We start from the raw sequence: 18,720 nt of genomic DNA on the forward strand, positions 1-18,720 counted from the left end.
GGAACAGATACGCCCGCTCGGCATGGCACATGCCCGCCGGAAATCGCAGGGCGCAGGGGAGGGAGATGCGATGAGCCTCGCGGGCAAGGTGATCCTGGTGACCGGCGCGTCGAGCGGGCTGGGCGCGCACATGGCGACCTTCCTTGCAGCGCGCGGCGCGCGGGTCTGGGCGGCGGCGCGGCGGGTCGAGGCGCTCGAGGCGCTCTGCGCGTCGGCCGATGGCAGCATGCAGGCCGTCAGCATGGATGTCGCTGATCCCGCCTCGGTCTCGGCCGCCGTCGGGCACGTGACCGAGGCCGAGGGCGGCCTCGACGGGCTGGTGAACAACGCCGGCATCGCCTGGGGCGGCCGCGCCCTCGACATGCCCGACGACGAATGGCACCGGGTGATCGACACCAACCTGACCGGCGCCTTCACCGTGGCGCGCGAGGCGGCGCGGGCGATGGTGCCGGGCGGCGGCGGGGCGATCGTCTCGACCGCCTCGATCCTTGGCTTCGGCACCGGTGCCGGTGTCGCCGCCTACGCGGCCTCGAAGGCGGCGGTGGTGCATCTCACGCGCTGCCTCGCGCTCGAATGGGCGCGCCATGGCATCCGCGTGAACGCGCTGGCGCCCGGCTACATCCCGACCGAGATCAACCGCAACTATCTCGAGAGCGAGGCGGGCGAGGAGATGAAGCAGACCATCCCGCTGCGTCGCTTCGGCACGCCGCAGGACCTCGACGGCCCGCTCGAGCTGCTGCTGTCCGATGCCGGGGGCTACATCACCGGCGTGACCCTGCCCGTCGATGGCGGGCACCTCGTCCGTCCGCTCTGAGAGGGAGACCCCGAATGGACTTCACCCTTCCGACCGACTGCGAGGACTACCGCGCCCGCGTCGCCCGCTTCGTCAACGACCACATCCTGCCGCTCGAGGCCGACCCTGCCAATTTCGCCGATCACGGCAACCTTCCCCCAGCGCGACTGCGCGAGATCCGCGATCGGGTGAAGGCCGAGGGGCTCTGGGCGCCGAACGTGCCGAAAGCGCTCGGCGGGCTCGGCCTGCCTTTCATCGGGCTCGCCGCCGCCTACGAGGAGATGAACCGCTCGGTGTTCGGCCCGGCCTGCTTCAACGCCGCCGCGCCCGATGACGGCAACATGCGCCTGCTGGCGCAGGTCGGCACGCCCCAGCAGCAGGACTGGTGGCTCAAGCCGGTCATCGCGGGCGAGATGCGCTCGGCCTTCGCCATGACCGAGCCGCATCCCGGCGCGGGCTCGGACCCCACCATGATGATCACCCGCGCCGAGCGCACCAACCGCGGCTACCGCATCTTCGGGCGCAAGTGGTTCATCACCGGCGCCGAGGGGGCAGGGCGCTTCATCCTGATGGCCCGCACCTCTGACGACCCGCGCAAGGGCATCACCGCCTTTCTGTTCGATGCCGAACAGCCCGGCTGGCACATCGACCGGCGCATCGGGATCATGGGGCCCGAGGAGCATGGCGGCCATTGCGAGCTGGTGTTCGACGGGCTCGAGATCCCGGACGAGAACGTGCTGATGCAGCCCGGCGACGGCTTCAAGGTGACGCAGATCCGGCTGGGCCCGGCGCGGCTCACGCACTGCATGCGCTGGCTTGGCCTCGCCAAGCGCTGCATGGAGATCGCCACGACCTATGCGCGCGAGCGCGAGGGCTTCGGCATGCGCCTCGCGAACCGCGAGACCGTGCAGGTCAAGCTGGGCAACCTCGCCCACCAGATCGAGATCGGGCGCCTCCTGGTGATGAAGGCGGCCTGGCTGCTCGACCAGGGTGACCGGGCCAAGACGGCGGTCTCGATGGCCAAGATCCACATGGCCGAGACCCTGCACCGTTCCGCCGACGACTGCATCCAGATTTGCGGCGCGCGCGGCTACTCGACCGATACCGTGCTAGAGTGGATCTATCGCTACGCCCGCCAGGCGCGCCTGGTCGACGGCGCCGACGAGGTGCACAAGATGGTGCTTGCCGGCGCCTACATGACCGAGGGGCCCGGGCTCTGGCGCTGGGGCGCCTGAGCCGCCCTTTGCCGCGGGCGGGCGGTCGCGCGCGAGACCAGGCGCTCGATTGCGGCCATCACCGTTTCGGGGGCTGCGTGGTGCGGCATGTGGCCGATCCCTGGCAGCAGCGTCAGGTCGGCGCGATCCAGCAGTTCGGCCAGCGGAATCGCGTGGATATCGGCGGGCACGATGGCGTCGACATCGCCGTGCACGATCTCGATCGGGCAGCGCAGCTCGGGGTAGCGCGCGGCCAGCGCCACGATCTGGCGGCGCAGGGTGTTCACCGCGCGATAGTTGGTGCGGAAGCTGTGCGGCCGCAAAGCCAGCTCGGCGCCGATCTCGTGCCGGTAGCGAAGTGGCACGGGCTGCGGCGCGAAGATCTCGGCGAGCGCCGTGTCGATTCTCGCGGCATCGACGGTCAGCGGAACGATCCGGCTGAAGGCGTGACCGATGACGGGTGTGCCCGCGACGCGGTACGTGGCGCCGAGCGCGCCGCCCCAGTCCATCGCGGCGCCCGCGATCAGCGCGACCCCCGCCACCGACTGGGGTCGCGCAAGCGCCCAGGTCAATGCCAGAGATCCGGAATAACTGTGCCCCACCAGGCAGTAACGCTGCAGGCCCATGCCCTCCAGCGCTTCGGCCAGCACGTCTGCCTGGACATCGAGGCGGGTGCCGCCGGCGACCGGGCCGGAATGGCCCATGCCGGGCCGGTCGAGCGCGATCACCCTGTGCCGGCGCGCAAGGCGCGGCATCAGTGAAAGCGTCCAGTCCCTGAGGTTCCCGCTCGCCCCGTGAAGCAGCACCAATGGCAGCCCCCGGTCGGGGCCGTCCGAAAGATAATGCACCGCCGCGCCACGCACCGGGATAAAGCCGCCGAGTGGCGGATAGCGGCTTTCGGCCTCACGCGTATACGCAGTCAGACGAGTCCACAAACGCATCGACAAGGGCGCCTCCCTTACGCAGAAGCCCTTACTTTATAGTAGGATGGACTGGCGATTTCGCCAAGCACTATAGCGTGCCGCGCGCGATCATCGGGGCTTGCAAGATAGGTCATAAACATTTACCTTTTATTTTGACGGAAAGGGATGCACAAATTTCAGAAGGCACCCGACCGCGCCACGAAACCGCAGGGAGACACCCATGGATCTGCGCGACGTTCGCCTGACCGACCGCTACGACCTGACGAAATCGCCCGTGCTGGTCTCGGGCATCCAGGCGCTCGTGCGCGCGACGCTGATGCAGCGTGAACGCGACAAGGCGGCCGGGCTCGACACCGCGGGCTACGTCACCGGCTATCGCGGCTCGCCGCTCGGCGCGGTCGACACCACCTTTACCCAGACGGCGAAATATCTCGAACCGGCGCAGGTCAAGTTCCAGCCCGGGCTGAACGAGGACCTCGCGGCCACCGCGCTGTGGGGCTCGCAGCAGGCCGAACTGCGCGGCGAGGGCAAGCATGACGGCGTGTTCGGCCTGTTCTACGCCAAGGGCCCGGGCATCGACCGCTCGGGCGACGTGTTCCGCCATGCCAATTTCGCCGGCAGCTCGCGCCATGGCGGTGTCCTGGTGGCAATGGGCGACGACCACACCTGCGAGAGCTCGACCACCTGCCATCAGACCGAGCTTGCGCTGATGGACGTGATGATGCCGATCCTCAGCCCCGCGGGCGTGCCCGAACTGATCGACTACATGCTCTATGGCTGGGCGATGAGCCGCTATTCAGGCCTCTGGGTCGGCATCAAGTCGATGAAGGACACGGTCGAGGCCACCGCGGTGATCGATGGCGACCCGCACCGGCTCCAGATCGCCACTCCCACCGATTTCGCGATGCCCGAGGGCGGGCTCAACATCCGCCTCGGCGACACGCCGCAGGAGCAGGAGGCCCGGCTCCACGACTACAAGCGCTTTGCCGCGCAGGCCTTCGCCCGCGCCAACCGGCTCGACCGCCGCGTTCACGGCGAGCGCGGCGCGCGCATCGGCATCGTCGCCTCGGGCAAGACCTGGCTCGACCTGCGCCACGCGATGGAGATGCTGGGCCTCGACGACGACGCCTGCCGCGCGCTCGGGCTCACGACCTACAAGGTCGGCATGGTCTGGCCGCTGGAGATGACGGCCCTGAAGGACTGGGCGCAGGGGCTCGATCTCATCGTCGTGGTCGAGGAAAAGCGCGCCGTCATCGAGACCCAGCTCAAGGAGGTGCTCTACAACGCCGCCTCGCGGCCGCGCGTCGTGGGCTGGAAGGATGAGAAGGGCGAGGTGCTGTTCTCGGTCAAGATGGATCTCAACCCCGCCGGCATCGCCCGCAGCATCGGCCGCGTTCTGGCGGCCGAGGGCGTCCAGTACGCGCCGATGGAGGAGGGCCTCGCCCGCATCGCCCGGCTGGCCGAGGAGGGCAACGCGCCCCAACTGGTCGAGCGCAAGCCGTGGTTCTGCGCTGGCTGCCCGCACAACTCCTCGACCCTGATCCCGGACGGGTCGCGCGCCTATGCCGGCATCGGCTGCCACTACATGGTGCAGTGGATGGACCGCGAGACGACGGGCTTCACCCATATGGGCGGCGAGGGCGTGAACTGGGTTGGCGAGGCGCCGTTCTCGACCCGCCGGCACGTGTTCCAGAACCTTGGCGACGGCACCTACAACCACTCGGGGCTGATGGCGCTCCGCGCGGCGGTCGATGCCGGCGTCACCATGACCTACAAGATCCTCTACAACGACGCCGTCGCCATGACCGGCGGCCAGCGCCACGAGGGCGGCCTCACGCCCCGCCAGATCGCCGAGGAGGTGATGGCCGCGGGCGTCAAGCGCCTGGTCGCGGTGGTCGACGAAAAGGAGGGCACGCCCGACCTGCCGCCGCGCGTGCAGGTCCACCCGCGCGAGAACCTGATGGCCGTGCAGCGCGAGCTGGCCGAGGTGCCGGGCGTCACCGCCATCCTCTACGTGCAGACCTGCGCGGCCGAGAAGCGCCGCCGGCGCAAGCGCGGCAAGTTCCCCGATCCCGACCGCCGCGTGTTCATCAACCCCTCGGTCTGCGAGGGCTGCGGCGATTGCGGCGTGCAGTCGAACTGCGTCGCGATCCTGCCGAAGGAGACGCCGCTTGGCCGCAAGCGCCAGATCGACCAGTCGGCCTGCAACAAGGACTTCTCCTGCCTCAAGGGTTTCTGCCCCAGCTTCGTGACGGTCGAGGGCGCCAAGCCCAAGGCGCGCGCCGCCTCGGATCTCGCGCTGCCCGAACTGCCCGAGCCCGTGCTCCCGGCCCTGACCGGCCCTTGGAACATGCTGATCACCGGCGTCGGCGGCACTGGCGTCGTGACCGTGGGTGCGCTCCTGACCATGGCCGCGCATCTCGAGGGCAAGGGCGCGTCCGAGATGCAGATGGCCGGCCTCGCCCAGAAGGGTGGTGCGGTCTCGATCCACACCCGGATCGCGCCCAGGCCCGAGGACATCACCTCGGTGCGCGTGGCGGCGGGCGAGGCCGACGCCGTGATCGGCGGCGACCTGGTGGTGACCGCGGCGCCAAAGACCATCCAGGTGATGGAGCGCGGCCGCACCCGCGTGCTGTGCAACACCGCCGAGATCGTGACCGGCGAGTTCACCCACGATACCGAGTTCCGCATCCCCGCGACCGGCCTGAGGCTCCAGCTCGAGCGGCGCGTCGGCGTCGAGGCGCTGACCATGGTCGACGCCCAGCGTCTGGCCGAGGTCATGCTGGGTGACGCGATCTTCGCCAATGTCCTGCTGATGGGCGCCGCCTGGCAGGCGGGCATGGTGCCGCTCTCGCGCGAGGCCATCGTGCGCGCCATCGAGCTCAACGCCGCGGGCGTCGAGGGCAACCTGCGCGCCTTCGAGATCGGCCGCTGGGCGGTGGCCTTCCCCGACCAGGCGCGCACCGCGGTCGCCGGGACGGCCGAAACGCTCGAGAGCCCCGAGACGCCCGAGGACAAGATCGCCCGCCGCGCCGATTTCCTCGTCGGCTACCAGGGCGACCGGCTGCGCCGGCGCTACCTGCGCCTCGTCGACGCGGCGAAGGCCGCCGAGCAGAAGGCGGGCGTCACCGGCTTCGCCGAGGCCGTGGCCGAGGGGTATTTCAAGCTGCTCGCCTACAAGGACGAATACGAGGTCGCGCGCCTGCACGCCGAGACGCTCGAGGGCGAGCTGGCCGAGGCCTTCGATGGCGTGAAGCGCATCACCTTCCACATGGCGCCGCCGATCCTGGGCCGCAAGGACAAGGACGGCCGCCCCGTGAAGTCCGAGTTCGGGCCCTGGATGCTCAAGGCGCTGCGCCTGCTGCGCCGCGGCAAGGTGCTGCGCGGCACGCCGCTCGACCCCTTCGGCTACTCGGCCGAGCGCCGGGCCGAGCGCCGCGCGATCCGCGACTATGCCAAGCTGATGGACGAGGTCATGGCGGGGCTGACGCCGGCGACGGCCGAGACCGCCATCGCCCTCGCCTGCCTGCCGCTCAAGATCCGTGGCTTTGGCCACGTGAAGCAGGCGGCCGCCGCCCGCGCGGCCGAGGAGCAGGCGGCGCTGCTCGCGCGGCTGCGCGCCGGCAGCCCCGACCCGATGGCGCAGGCGGCCGAATAGGCCGCGGCTCTCCGCCCCGGCTCTCCGCCCCGGCTCGGGGCGCTGCCCTCAGCTCGCCGCCGACGCGTCGGGGCGGCGGGCGAGGATCACCATGGTCTCGTAGGTCATCACCGCCTCGCCGTGCTGGTTCAGCACGGTATGGGCGAAGCGGGTGATGCCGCGGTCGGGCTTCGAGCGCGACGGGCGCGTCTCGGTGACCTCGACGCGCACGCGCAGCCGGTCGCCCGGGCGCACCGGCCTGAGCCAACGCAGCGCGTCCATCCCAGGCGAGCCCATGCTCGCCTCGGTCCAGACGTTGGAGGCCAGTTCCAGCGTGAAGGCGGTCAGAAGCGTGTGATAGCCGCTCGCGATCAGCCCGCCATAGGGCGAGGACTTCGCCGCCTCGGGGTCGGTATGAAAGAACTGCGGATCCCATTGGCTGGCGAAGGCGATGATCTCGGCCTCGGCCAGCTCGCGCTCGGCCGTCTCGAAGCTGTAGCCCACCGGCAGGTCGTCGAAGTACATCAGGCACTCTCTCTGTGGAAAACGATCATGTCGAGCGAGGGCGCATCGCCCCGCAGCCGTGTCAGCAGCGCATGCACCTGTCCGCGGTGATGCGTCTGGTGGTTGAAGAAATGCGCCAGCGCGGCGGCGCGGTTCTGCGTGATCGTCGCGGGGTTCACGATGGTGCGATAGGTGAAATCGCCCACCAGGTCGGCCTCGCTCAGCTCGTCGACATGACGCAGGATGTCGGCGTCCAGCACCCGCCGCGCGGCCCGCAGCTCGGCGCGATCGTCATGCAGGACATGGTCGAGCGCGAAGGGCGGATTGCGCTGTCCCCGGAAACGCGCGAGCCAGATCAGGTCGCCCACCATGATGTGGTTGAGGGTGCGATGCACCGAGCCGAAGAAGGCGCCCAGCTCGGCCCGCGCCTCCTCCTCGGACAACGTCGCGGCCGCGTCATAGAGCCGCTCATTGGCCCAGGCGTTGTAGCCCGCGAACATCTCGAAATGCGCTTTCATCCCCCCGTTCCCCGTGTTATTGCGCCCGCGAAATTCCGTGGCCCCCCGTCCTGCGGGGCCGCTCGTATCACGAGGAGCTCTCTGATGGCCATCACCCGTACCCTGTCGATCATCAAGCCGGACGCGACCAAGCGCAATCTCACCGGCGCGATCAACGCCAAGTTCGAGGCCGCCGGCCTGCGCATCGTCGCGCAGAAGCGCATTCACCTGACCAAGGCCCAGGCCGGCAAGTTCTACGAGGTCCACAAGGCCCGCCCGTTCTATGACGAACTGTGCGAGTTCATGGCCTCCGAGCCGGTCGTCGTGCAGGTGCTCGAGGGTGAGAACGCCGTCGCCAAGAACCGCGAAGTGATGGGCGCGACCAACCCGGCCGAGGCCGCCGAGGGAACCGTCCGCAAGGAGTTCGCCCTCTCGATCGGCGAGAACTCGGTCCATGGCTCGGATTCGGACGAGAACGCCGCCATCGAGATCGCGTTCTTCTTCGCCGGCATCGAGATCGTCGGCTGAACGCGCCTCAGCGCCGGCCCGGCACGTCCGGGTCGCGCACGCCAAGCATGTCGAGGGCCGCTTCGAAATCCGAGCGGCCCTTTGCTTTTTCCGCGATGCCCGCGACGAGGCGGTCGAAGACGACGCGCAGCTCGGCCTTCTCATCGGGGCCAAGATCGTTCCAGCGGCGCCCCTGCAGCCCCATCACCAGCGCGTAGAAGCCGATGAAATGCGGCCGCGTCCCGGCGAGGATCAGCCGCCGGTAGGCTGCCTCGGCGCCCAGGGCGCGAACCTCCTCGGCGCTGTGGATGCCGGCGCGCGCGAACTGGTCCACGGATGCCGGGCCAAGGTTGCGGATTGCCGAGACCGGCTCGGTCATCTCATTCCTCGTCCGCGAGGATCGCAATCTTCTCGCGCCGCGCCGCCTCGGGGTCTCGCAGGAAGGCGTCGAGGCAGCGGGGATAGAGCCGGTGCTCCTGCCTCAACACGCGCGCGGCCAGCGTCCCGGCGGTGTCGCCGGGCCGGACCGGCACCACCGCCTGGCCCAAGATCGTTCCGGTGTCGAGCTCGGGCGTAACCTCGTGCACGGTGCAGCCATGCACCGCCATCCCCTCGTCCAGCGCGCGCTGGTGCGTGTGCAGCCCCTTGAACAGCGGCAGGACCGAGGGGTGGATGTTGACCATCCGCCCGGTCCAGCGCCCGATCATGTCGTCGGTCATGATCCGCATGAAGCCCGCGCAGGCGACGACATCGGTCCCCGCCTCGCGCAGTGCCCGGTCGACCTCGGCGTCGAAGGCCGCGCGGTCGCCCTTGAAGGGGCGGTGATCGATCGCGGCCGTCGCCACGCCAAGCGCGTGCGCCTTGGCGAGGCCCGCAGCGTCGGGATTGTTCGAGACGACGATGGCGGGGGTTCCCGCGACGCGCCCGTCACGCATCGCTTCGAGCAGCGCGACCATGTTGGAGCCCGAGCCCGAGATCAGGATTCCGACGCGCGGCAGGGCGCGCGCGAGGCTCACGCCAGACCCCCCTCGTAATGCACCTCCGGGCGCTCTCCTGCGACCAGGTGGCCGATGCGGTGGACAGTCTCGCCCGCCTCAGCCAGCAGGGCTGCGATCGCCTCGGCGCGCGCGGCTTCGACCACCACGACCATGCCGATGCCGGCATTGAAGGTGCGCAGCAACTCGGCCTGCTCCAGACCGGCCGTGTCGGCCAGCCAGCGGAACACCGGCGGCAACGTCCAGGCGCGCAGGTCGATCCGTGCGGCCACGCCGTCCGACAGCACGCGCGGCAGGTTCTCGGTCAGCCCGCCGCCGGTGATATGTGCGAGCGCCTTCACCCCGCCCGCGCGGATCGCGGCGAGCAGCGGGCGCACATAGATGCGCGTGGGCGCGAGCAGCGCGGCGCCCAGGTCGCCCTCGGCGAAGGGGCAGGGGGCGTCCCAGCCCAGGCCCGCGCGCTCGACCGCCTTGCGCACCAGCGAGTAGCCGTTCGAATGCACGCCCGACGACCCGAGGCCCAGCAGCACGTCGCCCGGCGCGGTCGGTGCCGGCAGCAGCGTCCCGCGCTCGGCGGCGCCGACGGCGAAGCCCGCGAGGTCGAAATCGCCCTTTGCATACATGCCCGGCATCTCGGCGGTCTCGCCGCCGATCAGGGCGGCGCCCGCCTCGCGGCAGCCGGCGGCGATGCCCTCGATCACGCGCGCGGCCTCGTCGACGCCCAGCTTGCCGGTCGCGAAATAGTCGAGGAAGAACAGCGGCTCGGCCCCCTGGCAGACCAGATCGTTCACGCACATCGCCACGAGGTCGATGCCCACCGTGTCGAGCAGTCCGGTGTCGATGGCGATCCGCAGCTTCGTGCCGACGCCGTCGGTCGCCGCCACCAGCACCGGGTCGTCGAAGCCAGCGCCCTTCAGGTCAAAGAGCCCGCCGAAGCCCCCCAACCCTGCCATCACCCCCGCGCGGTCGGTCGATTTCGCGGCCGGCTTGATGCGGTCCACCAGCGTATTGCCGGCATCGATGTCGACGCCGGCGTCGGCATAGGTCAGGCGGTCGGGGCGGTCGGTCATCGGGGCACTCCGCAAGGCTCGGGCCGCGCTCCGGGGTGGGCGCTGGCCGCCCCCCTTTAGCGCAAGGTGAACCGCTTGCAAACCGCGCCCGTTGACCCCGCGGGCCAGCCCGAAGTATGCCCGACCCGGCGGGGGCCCGTAGCTCAATGGTCAGAGCGGACCGCTCATAACGGTTTGGTTGCAGGTTCGAGTCCTGCCGGGCCTACCATTCCCCATCGTTCGCCTTGAGTATCAGCATTGTGCTGACCCGCATGGCTCTTCGTGGTCGGCCTGTCGCACGGCGGTGTCGCACAACTGCCCGGCTTTGGGAATCGTGCCTCGGAAACGATCTCCTTGAAAAGGGCGTTGCACGGTGAACGTGCGAAGGCGGGTCCCCGAGCATCTCACATGCAGGGTCGGCTGCAAGAAGCTGACCAAGAGCCCGTGCATGGCCGATCAGCGGAAAACGCGCTGACATGCCGACTTTGAGATGCGAGACGGGCCGTTGTGCTCGAGGCTTCCGAAGGAGCGTTCGCTGCATCAGGCGACGCGGGATCGCCCGAGCCACCAAAGATCCACTGCGCCGAAAGCGATCAGATGGTTCTCGGTTGGCCCTGCCGGCGATGGCAGGAGCTTCGGCGGGGTAGCCGTGAACACCATTGGCCCCAGCGGTCGATCGGTGCTCACAATTCCTGGGACGATCGCGCATTTCGAGCGAGAAATGCTGGAGTGGCAACGCGAGGGGGGCAGCACCAGAAACAGTCATCGGAGTTGCTGGTGCTTCCGCCCAAGTCGAGGCCTCACGCGGCGCGGGCGCGCTGGTCCTTGAGCACGTCGCCAAGTGTGGCGCCGGCCTTTTCGATCGCCTGTGCGTTCGCCTCGTCCCCCATGGCGAGCTTCTCGGCCCGAACGAAGGTGACATCGGTGATCCCTACGAAGCCGAGCAGGGTGCGCAGATGCGGCTCCTGCGCGTCCATCGCCTGCGCCGGACCCTCGCTGTATAGACCGCCGCGCGTCAGGACGACGATGGCGCGTTTGCCCCGCAGCAGACCCTCGGGGCCCGCTTCGGTATAGCGGAACGTGACCCCGGCGCGCAGGATATGGTCGAACCAGGCCTTGAGCGTCGAGGGAATGCCGAAATTGTACATCGGCGCACCGATCACCAGCGTGTCCGCGGCCTCGACCTCGCCGATGAGCTCGTCCGAGAGCGCCCGTGCGGCAGCCTGCGCGGCATTCGCGGGTTCCGACCGCAGCGCCGTCGCACCGTCGAGCGTCAGATGGGGCACGGGGTTTGCGCCGACATCGCGCGTGATCACGTCCAGCTCCGGCGCGAGCAGGCGCAGATCGTCGACGGCCTCGCGGATCAGGCGGTTGGAAACGGAGGCATCGCCCAGGGCGCTGCTGTTGACGACAAGAACGGTGGACATGGTTGGATCTCCTCTGGCTCGGTTCCTTATCGAGTGCCAGAGTTGGTGATGCTGATACGGGAACGGTATCCCCATAGAATGCGCCAGACTGTTGCGGATCAAGGAACGCCGGGATGAGCGAGATCGACGACCTGCGCTGCTTTGTCGAAGTGCTGAGAAGTGGCGGCTTCAATCGCGCGGCGGGCAGGCTCGGCATATCGAAGTCGATGATCAGCCGCCGGATCGCGCGGCTCGAGGCGGGGCTGGGCGCCCGTCTCCTCAGCCGCACGACGCGCGGCGTCAGCCCGACCGATGCCGGGTCCGAGTTCTGGACGCGGGCCGAGCGGATCCTTTCCGACTATGACGAGGCCCGCGAGGTCGTGGCCCAGCGAGGCGGCGAGATCGTGGGGCGCCTGCGCCTTGCGGCGCCGCTGGCCTTCGGCGTGCGTCATGTCGCGCCGATCCTTGCGGAAATGTCCGCCCGCCATCCGGGGCTGGAACTCGACGTCTCGTTCAGCGACCGAACCGTCGACCTCATCGGCGAGCGCTTCGACGCGGCGATCAGGATCGGTATCCTGCAGGATGCAAGCCTTGTCGCGCGCCGCATCGCGCCGGTGCACAGTGTCGTGGTGGCAAGTCCCGCCTATCTGGACCGCCACGGCCTGCCCCTGGTGCCCGATGACCTGCTGGCGCATCAATGCCTGGAATATACGGGCCGCCTCATATCCGACTGGCGGTTCCTGGAAGGCAAGCGGTCGCATACGGTACGAGCCGCGGGCCGGTTGCGGTCCGACAGCGGCGAGGCGCTCCTGCAATGGGCGATCGAGGGCCTTGGCATCGCACACTTGCCAAGTTTCCTTGCCGGCGAGGCAATCGAGGCGGGCAAGCTCGTGCCACTCCTCGCCAACTACCCCGTGCCGGAATCGGCAATCCACGTCGTCCGGCCGCCAGGAACCTATGTCCCGGGCAAGGTTCGTCTGCTGATCGACATCCTCGTCGAGCGACTGGGCGGAGTGCCCTTCTGGGATCGGTGCCTGATGCGCGGGGTCGAGACGGAAGCTCCGCGTTGAAGATCGCGGCGGTCAGCCGGGCAATCGGCGCAAAGCAAAGGCCTCATACGTTTCGTTCCGACCTCTGAGGATCAGGTTCGGCAAGTGCAGCCAGTCTGACCGCAAGCCCTCCTCCAAAGCCGCCTCGTGAAACAGGTCGGCCGCGACGATGACGTCGGGGGCACGCGTTCCCGAACCCAGGACACCGTTCTTCCCTGCCGTCTGGGCATATGTGACAATGCGGGCTGATTGTGGAATCGAGGCTTCCGCAGCGACATGGTGCTCCCTCGAGCATGATCGAGGGCGAATGCAACTGTCCTCCTAGATCGGAATCCGGGCAGAAATGACCACACCAGCGGAGGATCTCTGCCTATCCTGCGGCCTCTGCTGCAACGGGTCGCTGTTTTGGGCCGTGCCGGTCGCCGAGGGCGAGGACGTCCCGGTGCCTCTGGACTCGGACGGCCGGCTCCGGCAGCCGTGTGCCTGCTTCAACGGGGCGTGCACCATCTATGCAGATCGCCCCGCTGCATGCCGAAGCTTCGACTGCCGCGTCCTCCAGACCGTGCAGGCCGGCCGTCGGGACAATGCCTGGGCACGTGAGCAGATTGCCGAGATGCGTCGGGTCCTCGCGGCGCTCGACGCCGCTCTCCCGGGCCGGGAGCCCTCGCTCTATCGACGAGCTGCCGAATTCCTGGCGAGGCATCAGAAAGAGCTCCGCACAACGGCGTTCCAGCGCCGGCACAGAACCGTGCTGAAGTGTCTCTCCGACTACGAGGCGGCGCTTGCCCGGTTCCATGTCGCCGCCAGGCAGGGAAAGGAGTAGCAAGGACGGGTTTTCGGGCGCATCGGGACGGGGGGCTCCGGAGCTTGATCATGACACCCCATTGAAGTCCGCACCGGCGCGTCGCTCTCTGCAGGCAGATGACGCCGGCCCAGTGATCACCGGCTCCGCCGAACCCCGTGCTGCGCGACCTTCCTCAGCTGATCGTTGTCTTCGCGGCAGGCGGATCTCCGCGTGGTGGCTGGACGCCCGGTGGCCGCGCGAGATACCGTCGGTGCAGGCGACGCGTTCCTGGCGGGTCTGATGGCTGCGCAGGCCGGGCTCGGCGCGGGGTCGCGTCGGGATCTCGGCGCCGTCTCTTTCGCGTTTGCGGCCCTGGCCGTCGTCTTCCCCGGCGCGGGCGATGGTCGCGGGAACCTGGATGGCCGAGCGGATGGCCAAAGGGACGGGGAGAGGGTGATGAGCATGACGGATGCCTGGGCCGCGGTCGACGCCGCGGCGGCGCGGCTTCGGGCGGTGCATCTGCGCGACCTCTTCGCCGGCGATCCGGGGCGGTTCGGGCGGCTCTCGTGGCAGCTTGACGATCTGACGATCGACTTCTCGAAGGAAAAGCTCGACGCGGCAGCGATCGAGTCGCTCGTCGCGCTTGCGCGGGCCGCCGGGGTCGAGGCCCTGCGCGACCGGATGGTGGCGGGCGAGCCGGTGAACCTTACCGAGCGGCGCGCCGTCCTGCACATGGCGCTGCGCGGAGGCGCCGACGCGCCTGCCGGGGACGACGTGGCCGGCACGCTCGATCGCTTTCTCGGCTTTGCCGAGGCCGTGCGGGCGGGGAAGGTCGCGGGGTCGGGCGGGCCGTTCACGGACGTCGTCAACATCGGGATCGGCGGCTCGGACCTCGGTCCGGTGATGGCGGCGCGGGCCCTGTCGCCCGACCGCGACGGCCCGCGGCTGCACTTCGTCTCGAATGTCGACGGCGCGCATTTTGCGGACACGGTGGCGGCGCTCGATCCCGCGCGGACGCTGGTGATCGTCTCCTCCAAGACCTTCACGACGCTCGAGACCATGGCAAATGCGCGCCTCGCGCGGGACTGGCTGGGCCGGCACGCGGCCGCGCAGATGGCGGCGGTCTCGACCAACATCGCCGGCTGCGCCGCGTTCGGCATCCCCCAGGCGCGCGTCTTCAGCTTCTGGGACTGGGTCGGCGGGCGCTACTCGCTGTGGTCGGCCATCGGGCTCAGCCTCGCGATCGGCATCGGCGCCGAGGGCTTTCGCGCGCTGCTTGCCGGCGCCCAGGCGATGGACCGCCATTTCCGCGAGGCGCCGCTCGAGCGCAACCTCCCGGTCCTGCTGGCGCTGGTCGGCATCTGGCGACGCAACGCCATGGGTTGGCCGACGGTCGCGCTGATCCCCTATGACCAGCGGCTCGAGCGCTTTCCGGCCTATGTCCAGCAGCTCGACATGGAATCGAACGGCAAGCGGGTGCGGCGCGACGGCACGCCGGTCGCGACCGCCACGGGTCCGGTGATCTGGGGCGAGCCGGGGACGAACGCGCAGCATTCCTTCTTCCAGCTTCTGCACCAGGGCACCGACATCGTGCCGGTCGATTTCATCGCCGCGGCGCGGCCGCGCGCCGCCGACGCGGGGCACCATGCGCTCCTGCTGGCGAACTGCCTGGCGCAGGGGCAGGCGCTGGCCTTCGGGCGGACGGCCGCCGAGGTCGAGGCCGAGATGCGTGCCGACGGCAAGCCCGAGGACGAGATCGCGCGCCTCGCGCCGCATCGCACCTTTCCGGGCGACCGGCCTTCGACCACTATCCTTTTCCGCGAACTCGACCCCTTTGCGCTGGGCCGCCTGATCGCGCTCTTCGAGCACAAGGTCTTCGTGCAGGGCGCGGTCTGGGGCGTGAACTCCTACGACCAGTGGGGCGTCGAGCTTGGCAAGGCGCTGGCCGGCCCGTTGATCGCGGCGCTGCGCGACGGCACGCCGGCCGAGGCCGACGCCTCGACCCGTGGCCTGCTGGCCCGCGTGAGGGAACTGGGACGCTGAGCCTTTCCGCCATTGGCAGCCCCCGTGCTGCCGGCAGCACGGAGACGACGATGCAGGTGAAGACCGTCACGACGACGCCGATCGAGGGGCAGAAACCCGGCACCTCGGGCCTGCGCGCCAGGACGCGCGTCTTCATGCAGCCCGGCTACCTCGAGAACTTCGTGCAGTCGATCTTCGACGCGGTCGGCCCGATCGCGGGCAAGGCGCTGGTGCTGGGCGGCGACGGGCGCTTCTTCAACGCGCGCGCGATCCAGACGATCCTGAAGATGGCGGCGGCCAATGGCGCCGCGCGCATGGTGGTCGGGCGTGACGGCCTCCTGTCGACGCCGGCCGCTTCGGCGGTGATCCGGCACCTGAAGACGGATGGCGGCCTAATCCTTTCCGCCAGCCACAACCCGGGCGGCGAGGACGGCGATTTCGGCCTGAAATACAACATCCCCGCCGGCGGCCCTGCGCCCGAGAGCATCACCGGCGCGATCCATGCGCGCACCCGCGAGATCACCGAATACCGCATTCTCGAGGCCCCCGATATCAATCTCTCGGCCGAGGGCGAGACGCGGCTTGGCGAGACGGTGGTCGAGGTGATCGACCCCGTGGCCATCTATGCCGACCTGATGCGCAGGCTCTTCGACTTCGACAAGATCCGCGGCCTCTTCGCCTCGGGCTTCCGGATGCGCTTCGACGCGATGCACGCGGTGACCGGCCCCTACGCGACGGCGATCCTCGAGGGCGAGTTGGGCGCACCGGGCGGCACCGTGCTCAACGCCGTGCCGCTGCCGGATTTCGCGGGCGGCCATCCCGACCCGAACCCGGTCTACGCGGCCGCGCTGATGTGCGAGATGTTCGCCGCCGACGCGCCCGATTTCGGCGCGGCCTCGGATGGCGACGGCGACCGGAACATGATCGTCGGGCGCGGCGTCTACGTCACGCCGTCCGACAGCCTCGCGGTGCTGGCCGCGAACATCCACCTCGCGCCCGGTTATGCGGGCGGGATCGCCGGCGTCGCGCGCTCGATGCCGACCTCGCGCGCCGCCGACCGGGTCGCGGCGCATCTGGGCGTGCCGGCCTTCGAGACGCCGACCGGCTGGAAGTTCTTCGGCACATTGCTCGACGCTGGCAAGGCCACGATCTGCGGCGAGGAAAGCGCCGGTACCGGCTCGAACCACGTGCGTGAGAAGGACGGGCTCTGGGCCGTGCTGCTCTGGCTCAACATCCTCGCGGTCACCGGCAAGTCGGTGGCCGAGATCCTGGGCGACCACTGGGCGCGGCACGGGCGCGACTACTACTCGCGCCACGACTACGAGGGCCTCGACAAGGCAGCTGCCGAGGGACTGATCGAGGCGCTGCGCGCCCGCCTCGGCTCGCTGCCCGGAACCGAGGTCGAGGGCCTCACCGTGACCGCCGCGGACGACTTCGCCTATACCGACCCGGTCGATGGCTCGACCGCGACGGGGCAGGGTGTGCGCGTCATCTTCGGCGAGACGGCGCGGGCGGTCTTTCGCCTCTCTGGCACCGGGACCGAAGGGGCGACGCTGCGCGTCTATCTCGAGCGCTTCGAGCCCGATCCGGAAAGGCATGGCGAGGATCCGCAGCGCGCGCTCGCGCAGGTCATCCGCGCCGCCGACCGGCTGGCGGGCATCCGCGAGCGCCTCGGCCGCGACGCGCCCGACGTTCGCACCTGAGCGCGGCGCCGAGCCAGCCGGGGGCTGATTCGCGGCCCCGGGCAGGCGCATGCCCGGGACTGCCGGCTTTGGGGCCGGTTCCGGCCCGGCGAGCCGGATATCACTTCGGCCGATCAGCGCGGTGAAAACATTCTAAATTTTGAATGTATTTTTAATATCAATGAGTTGCGCGATTTTCACGCGTGAAAGTCCCTCGCGGGACCGGCGCGAGCCGTGCCGCGCGAGCCGCGCCGGTCCCGCGAAGGCTGCAGCCCGAGGGCTGGTCCGGTAGCCTGCCAAGTCAACGCGCGTCCTGCTTGGTATTGGAAATGCCGCTTTTGAGCACGACGCGCGCGCGCTCAAAGCGCATTTGTCGCGGCTAATCGAGGCCGATGGGGGCCCGACGAGGAGTGGCGCCATGCTGAACGACCCCAACCTGCTCTCCCTGCTGCTCGCCCGCAAGCCTGCGTACTCGCTTGAGCGGCCCTTCTACACCGATCAGGGCGTCTATGACGCCGAGATCCGGCACATCTGGGCGCGCGAATGGATCTTCGCCCTGCCCGCGGCCGAGATCCCCAAGGCCGGCAACTACGTGACCCTGCAGATCGGCAACTACCCGGTGATCATCGTGCGCGGCAATGACGGGGCCGTGCGTGCCTTCCACAACAGCTGCCGCCACCGCGGCTCGCGCCTGTGCTCGATGGTGAAGGGCTCGGCGCCCAAGCTGGTCTGCCCCTATCACCAGTGGACCTACGAGCTCGATGGCCGCCTGCTCTGGACGCGCGACATGGGTCCGGATTTCGATGCCTCAAAGCATGGCCTCAAGACCGTGCATGCCGAGGTCGCGGCCGGCATGGTCTTCATCTGCCTCGCGCCCCAGGCGCCCGACTTCGGCCCGGTCAAGCAGGCGGCCGACCGCTACGCCGCGCCGCACCGCATGACCGAGATGAAGGTCGCTTACCAGTCCACCATCACCGAGAACGGCAACTGGAAGCTCGTGATGGAGAACAACCGCGAGTGCTACCATTGCTCGGGCGCGCATCCGGCGCTGTGCCGCACCTTCAACGACGATCCCGACCTGGTCGGTGGCGACGACAGCATCGGCTCGCCCGTCGGCGCGGCCCATGTCGAACGCTGCGAGGCGGCGGGCCTGCCGTCGCGCTATCTCATCGACCCGTCCGAGCAGTGGCGGCTGGTGCGCATTCCCTTCCTCGGTGACGCGGTCAGCTACACGATGGACGGCAAGGCGGCCGTGCGAAACACGATCCCGGGCATGCCCTTCGCCAACGCGGGCAGCCTGCTGTTCTTCCACTATCCCAACACCTGGAACCACTTCCTCTCGGACCATGTGCTGAACTTCCGCGTGCTGCCGGTCAGCCCGACCGAGACCCAGGTGACCACCACCTGGCTCGTGCACAAGGATGCGGTCGAGGGCGTCGACTACGACCTGAAGCGCCTCACCGAGGTCTGGACGGCGACCAATGACGAGGACCGCCGCGTGGTCGAGGAGAACCAACTCGGCATCAACTCGCCGGCCTACGAGCCCGGCCCCTACTCGGTTCGGCAGGAAAGCGGCGTGATCCAGTTCATCGACTGGTATGCTCGCACCATGCAGAAAGCCCTCACCGGCCGCATCGCCATCGCAGCGGAGTAGTCCG

General features: G+C 69.3%; 16 protein-coding genes and 1 tRNA gene. 10 read left to right on the forward strand and 7 right to left on the reverse strand.

The genetic code is table 11. The features are described 5' to 3' along the window. Positions 1-70: 70 nt before the first annotated feature. Together H0I76_RS10885 and H0I76_RS10890 are read left to right on the forward strand one after the other, a co-directional pair. Positions 71-814 (forward strand): SDR family NAD(P)-dependent oxidoreductase, encoded by a 744-nt coding sequence (locus tag H0I76_RS10885; RefSeq protein WP_200609890.1) that lies wholly within the window; start codon positions 71-73, stop codon positions 812-814. Between the two features lie 14 nt (positions 815-828). Then, entirely contained in the window at positions 829-2,028 is a 1,200-nt protein-coding gene (locus tag H0I76_RS10890; protein ID WP_200609891.1) for an acyl-CoA dehydrogenase family protein, read from the forward strand. Here H0I76_RS10890 and H0I76_RS10895 read toward each other — a convergent pair. Beyond that, positions 1,986-2,948: an alpha/beta fold hydrolase gene (locus tag H0I76_RS10895; RefSeq protein ID WP_200609892.1), complete on the reverse strand. Its 963-nt coding sequence runs from the start codon at positions 2,946-2,948 to the stop codon at positions 1,986-1,988. The two genes, H0I76_RS10890 and H0I76_RS10895, sit on opposite strands and share 43 nt — an antisense overlap. 202 nt (positions 2,949-3,150) lie before the next feature. Between H0I76_RS10895 and H0I76_RS10900 the strand changes: the two genes are divergently transcribed. After that, entirely contained in the window at positions 3,151-6,588 is a 3,438-nt protein-coding gene (locus tag H0I76_RS10900; protein ID WP_200609893.1) for an indolepyruvate ferredoxin oxidoreductase family protein, read from the forward strand. Positions 6,589-6,636: 48 nt separating this feature from the next. Here H0I76_RS10900 and H0I76_RS10905 read toward each other — a convergent pair whose 3' ends face one another. Next, positions 6,637-7,092, reverse strand: a complete 456-nt coding sequence (locus H0I76_RS10905) for a MaoC family dehydratase (protein ID WP_200609894.1) — start codon at positions 7,090-7,092, stop codon at positions 6,637-6,639. After that, entirely contained in the window at positions 7,092-7,589 is a 498-nt protein-coding gene (locus tag H0I76_RS10910) for a DinB family protein (RefSeq protein ID WP_200609895.1), read from the reverse strand. Before H0I76_RS10910 ends, H0I76_RS10905 begins: the two co-directional genes overlap by 1 nt. 84 nt (positions 7,590-7,673) lie before the next feature. On the opposite strand from H0I76_RS10910, the gene ndk reads away from it, so the two are divergent. Next, the gene (ndk, locus tag H0I76_RS10915; RefSeq protein ID WP_200609896.1) at positions 7,674-8,096 is read left to right on the forward strand and encodes a nucleoside-diphosphate kinase; all 423 of its coding nucleotides are present in this window, start codon (positions 7,674-7,676) and stop codon (positions 8,094-8,096) included. Between the two features lie 7 nt (positions 8,097-8,103). Here the strand turns inward: ndk and H0I76_RS10920 are convergent, their stop codons facing one another. From H0I76_RS10920 to purM, 3 genes are read right to left on the reverse strand one after another with little or no spacing between them, the layout of a single operon-like run. Continuing rightward, entirely contained in the window at positions 8,104-8,454 is a 351-nt protein-coding gene (locus H0I76_RS10920) for a TfoX/Sxy family protein (RefSeq protein ID WP_200609897.1), read from the reverse strand. 1 nt (position 8,455) lies between these two features. After that, positions 8,456-9,091 carry a phosphoribosylglycinamide formyltransferase gene (gene purN / locus H0I76_RS10925; RefSeq protein WP_325166434.1) on the reverse strand — a complete coding sequence of 212 codons (636 nt, stop codon included), beginning with the start codon at positions 9,089-9,091 and terminating at the stop codon, positions 8,456-8,458. Then, complete coding sequence (gene purM / locus H0I76_RS10930; protein ID WP_200609898.1) at positions 9,088-10,140, reverse strand: phosphoribosylformylglycinamidine cyclo-ligase; 1,053 nt, start codon at positions 10,138-10,140, stop codon at positions 9,088-9,090. Before purM ends, purN begins: the two co-directional genes overlap by 4 nt. Positions 10,141-10,272: 132 nt before the next feature. Between purM and H0I76_RS10935 the strand changes: the two genes are divergently transcribed. Further along, positions 10,273-10,348 (forward strand) — tRNA-Ile (locus H0I76_RS10935). A gap of 571 nt (positions 10,349-10,919) precedes the next feature. On the opposite strand, the gene H0I76_RS10940 is transcribed toward H0I76_RS10935, so the two are convergent. Then, positions 10,920-11,546: an FMN-dependent NADH-azoreductase gene (locus H0I76_RS10940; protein WP_200609899.1), complete on the reverse strand. Its 627-nt coding sequence runs from the start codon at positions 11,544-11,546 to the stop codon at positions 10,920-10,922. A gap of 113 nt (positions 11,547-11,659) precedes the next feature. On the opposite strand from H0I76_RS10940, the gene H0I76_RS10945 reads away from it, so the two are divergent. From H0I76_RS10945 to H0I76_RS10965, 5 genes are all read left to right on the forward strand, one after another. Continuing rightward, a complete protein-coding gene (locus H0I76_RS10945; RefSeq protein WP_200609900.1) occupies positions 11,660-12,595 on the forward strand; it encodes a LysR family transcriptional regulator in 936 nt (311 codons plus the stop codon). Between the two features lie 322 nt (positions 12,596-12,917). Beyond that, positions 12,918-13,397 (forward strand): YkgJ family cysteine cluster protein, encoded by a 480-nt coding sequence (locus H0I76_RS10950; RefSeq protein ID WP_200609901.1) that lies wholly within the window; start codon positions 12,918-12,920, stop codon positions 13,395-13,397. A gap of 423 nt (positions 13,398-13,820) precedes the next feature. Next, a complete protein-coding gene (pgi, locus tag H0I76_RS10955; protein WP_407704269.1) occupies positions 13,821-15,401 on the forward strand; it encodes a glucose-6-phosphate isomerase in 1,581 nt (526 codons plus the stop codon). Positions 15,402-15,451: 50 nt separating this feature from the next. Beyond that, complete coding sequence (locus H0I76_RS10960) at positions 15,452-17,083, forward strand: alpha-D-glucose phosphate-specific phosphoglucomutase (RefSeq protein ID WP_200609903.1); 1,632 nt, start codon at positions 15,452-15,454, stop codon at positions 17,081-17,083. A 397-nt stretch (positions 17,084-17,480) separates the two neighbouring features. After that, positions 17,481-18,716 carry an aromatic ring-hydroxylating oxygenase subunit alpha gene (locus H0I76_RS10965; protein WP_200609904.1) on the forward strand — a complete coding sequence of 412 codons (1,236 nt, stop codon included), beginning with the start codon at positions 17,481-17,483 and terminating at the stop codon, positions 18,714-18,716. The last annotated feature ends 4 nt before the right edge of the window (positions 18,717-18,720 follow it).

Origin of the sequence: Thermohalobaculum xanthum (assembly GCF_016623495.1) — a bacterium.
GTDB classification, from domain to species: domain Bacteria; phylum Pseudomonadota; class Alphaproteobacteria; order Rhodobacterales; family Rhodobacteraceae; genus Thermohalobaculum; species Thermohalobaculum xanthum.

Excerpts from the sequence above, each read along its gene's own strand:
- H0I76_RS10890 (WP_200609891.1), top strand. The coding sequence starts at position 829 with ATGGACTTCACCCTTCCGACCGACTGCGAGGACTACCGCGCCCGCGTC.
- ndk (WP_200609896.1), top strand. The coding sequence starts at position 7,674 with ATGGCCATCACCCGTACCCTGTCGATCATCAAGCCGGACGCGACCAAG.
- H0I76_RS10900 (WP_200609893.1), top strand. The coding sequence starts at position 3,151 with ATGGATCTGCGCGACGTTCGCCTGACCGACCGCTACGACCTGACGAAA.
- H0I76_RS10895 (WP_200609892.1), bottom strand. The coding sequence starts at position 2,948 with ATGCGTTTGTGGACTCGTCTGACTGCGTATACGCGTGAGGCCGAAAGC.
- H0I76_RS10885 (WP_200609890.1), top strand. The coding sequence starts at position 71 with ATGAGCCTCGCGGGCAAGGTGATCCTGGTGACCGGCGCGTCGAGCGGG.
- H0I76_RS10950 (WP_200609901.1), top strand. The coding sequence starts at position 12,918 with ATGACCACACCAGCGGAGGATCTCTGCCTATCCTGCGGCCTCTGCTGC.
- H0I76_RS10960 (WP_200609903.1), top strand. The coding sequence starts at position 15,452 with ATGCAGGTGAAGACCGTCACGACGACGCCGATCGAGGGGCAGAAACCC.
- H0I76_RS10965 (WP_200609904.1), top strand. The coding sequence starts at position 17,481 with ATGCTGAACGACCCCAACCTGCTCTCCCTGCTGCTCGCCCGCAAGCCT.
- purM (WP_200609898.1), bottom strand. The coding sequence starts at position 10,140 with ATGACCGACCGCCCCGACCGCCTGACCTATGCCGACGCCGGCGTCGAC.
- H0I76_RS10940 (WP_200609899.1), bottom strand. The coding sequence starts at position 11,546 with ATGTCCACCGTTCTTGTCGTCAACAGCAGCGCCCTGGGCGATGCCTCC.
- H0I76_RS10905 (WP_200609894.1), bottom strand. The coding sequence starts at position 7,092 with ATGTACTTCGACGACCTGCCGGTGGGCTACAGCTTCGAGACGGCCGAG.
- pgi (WP_407704269.1), top strand. The coding sequence starts at position 13,821 with ATGACGGATGCCTGGGCCGCGGTCGACGCCGCGGCGGCGCGGCTTCGG.
- H0I76_RS10920 (WP_200609897.1), bottom strand. The coding sequence starts at position 8,454 with ATGACCGAGCCGGTCTCGGCAATCCGCAACCTTGGCCCGGCATCCGTG.
- H0I76_RS10945 (WP_200609900.1), top strand. The coding sequence starts at position 11,660 with ATGAGCGAGATCGACGACCTGCGCTGCTTTGTCGAAGTGCTGAGAAGT.
- H0I76_RS10910 (WP_200609895.1), bottom strand. The coding sequence starts at position 7,589 with ATGAAAGCGCATTTCGAGATGTTCGCGGGCTACAACGCCTGGGCCAAT.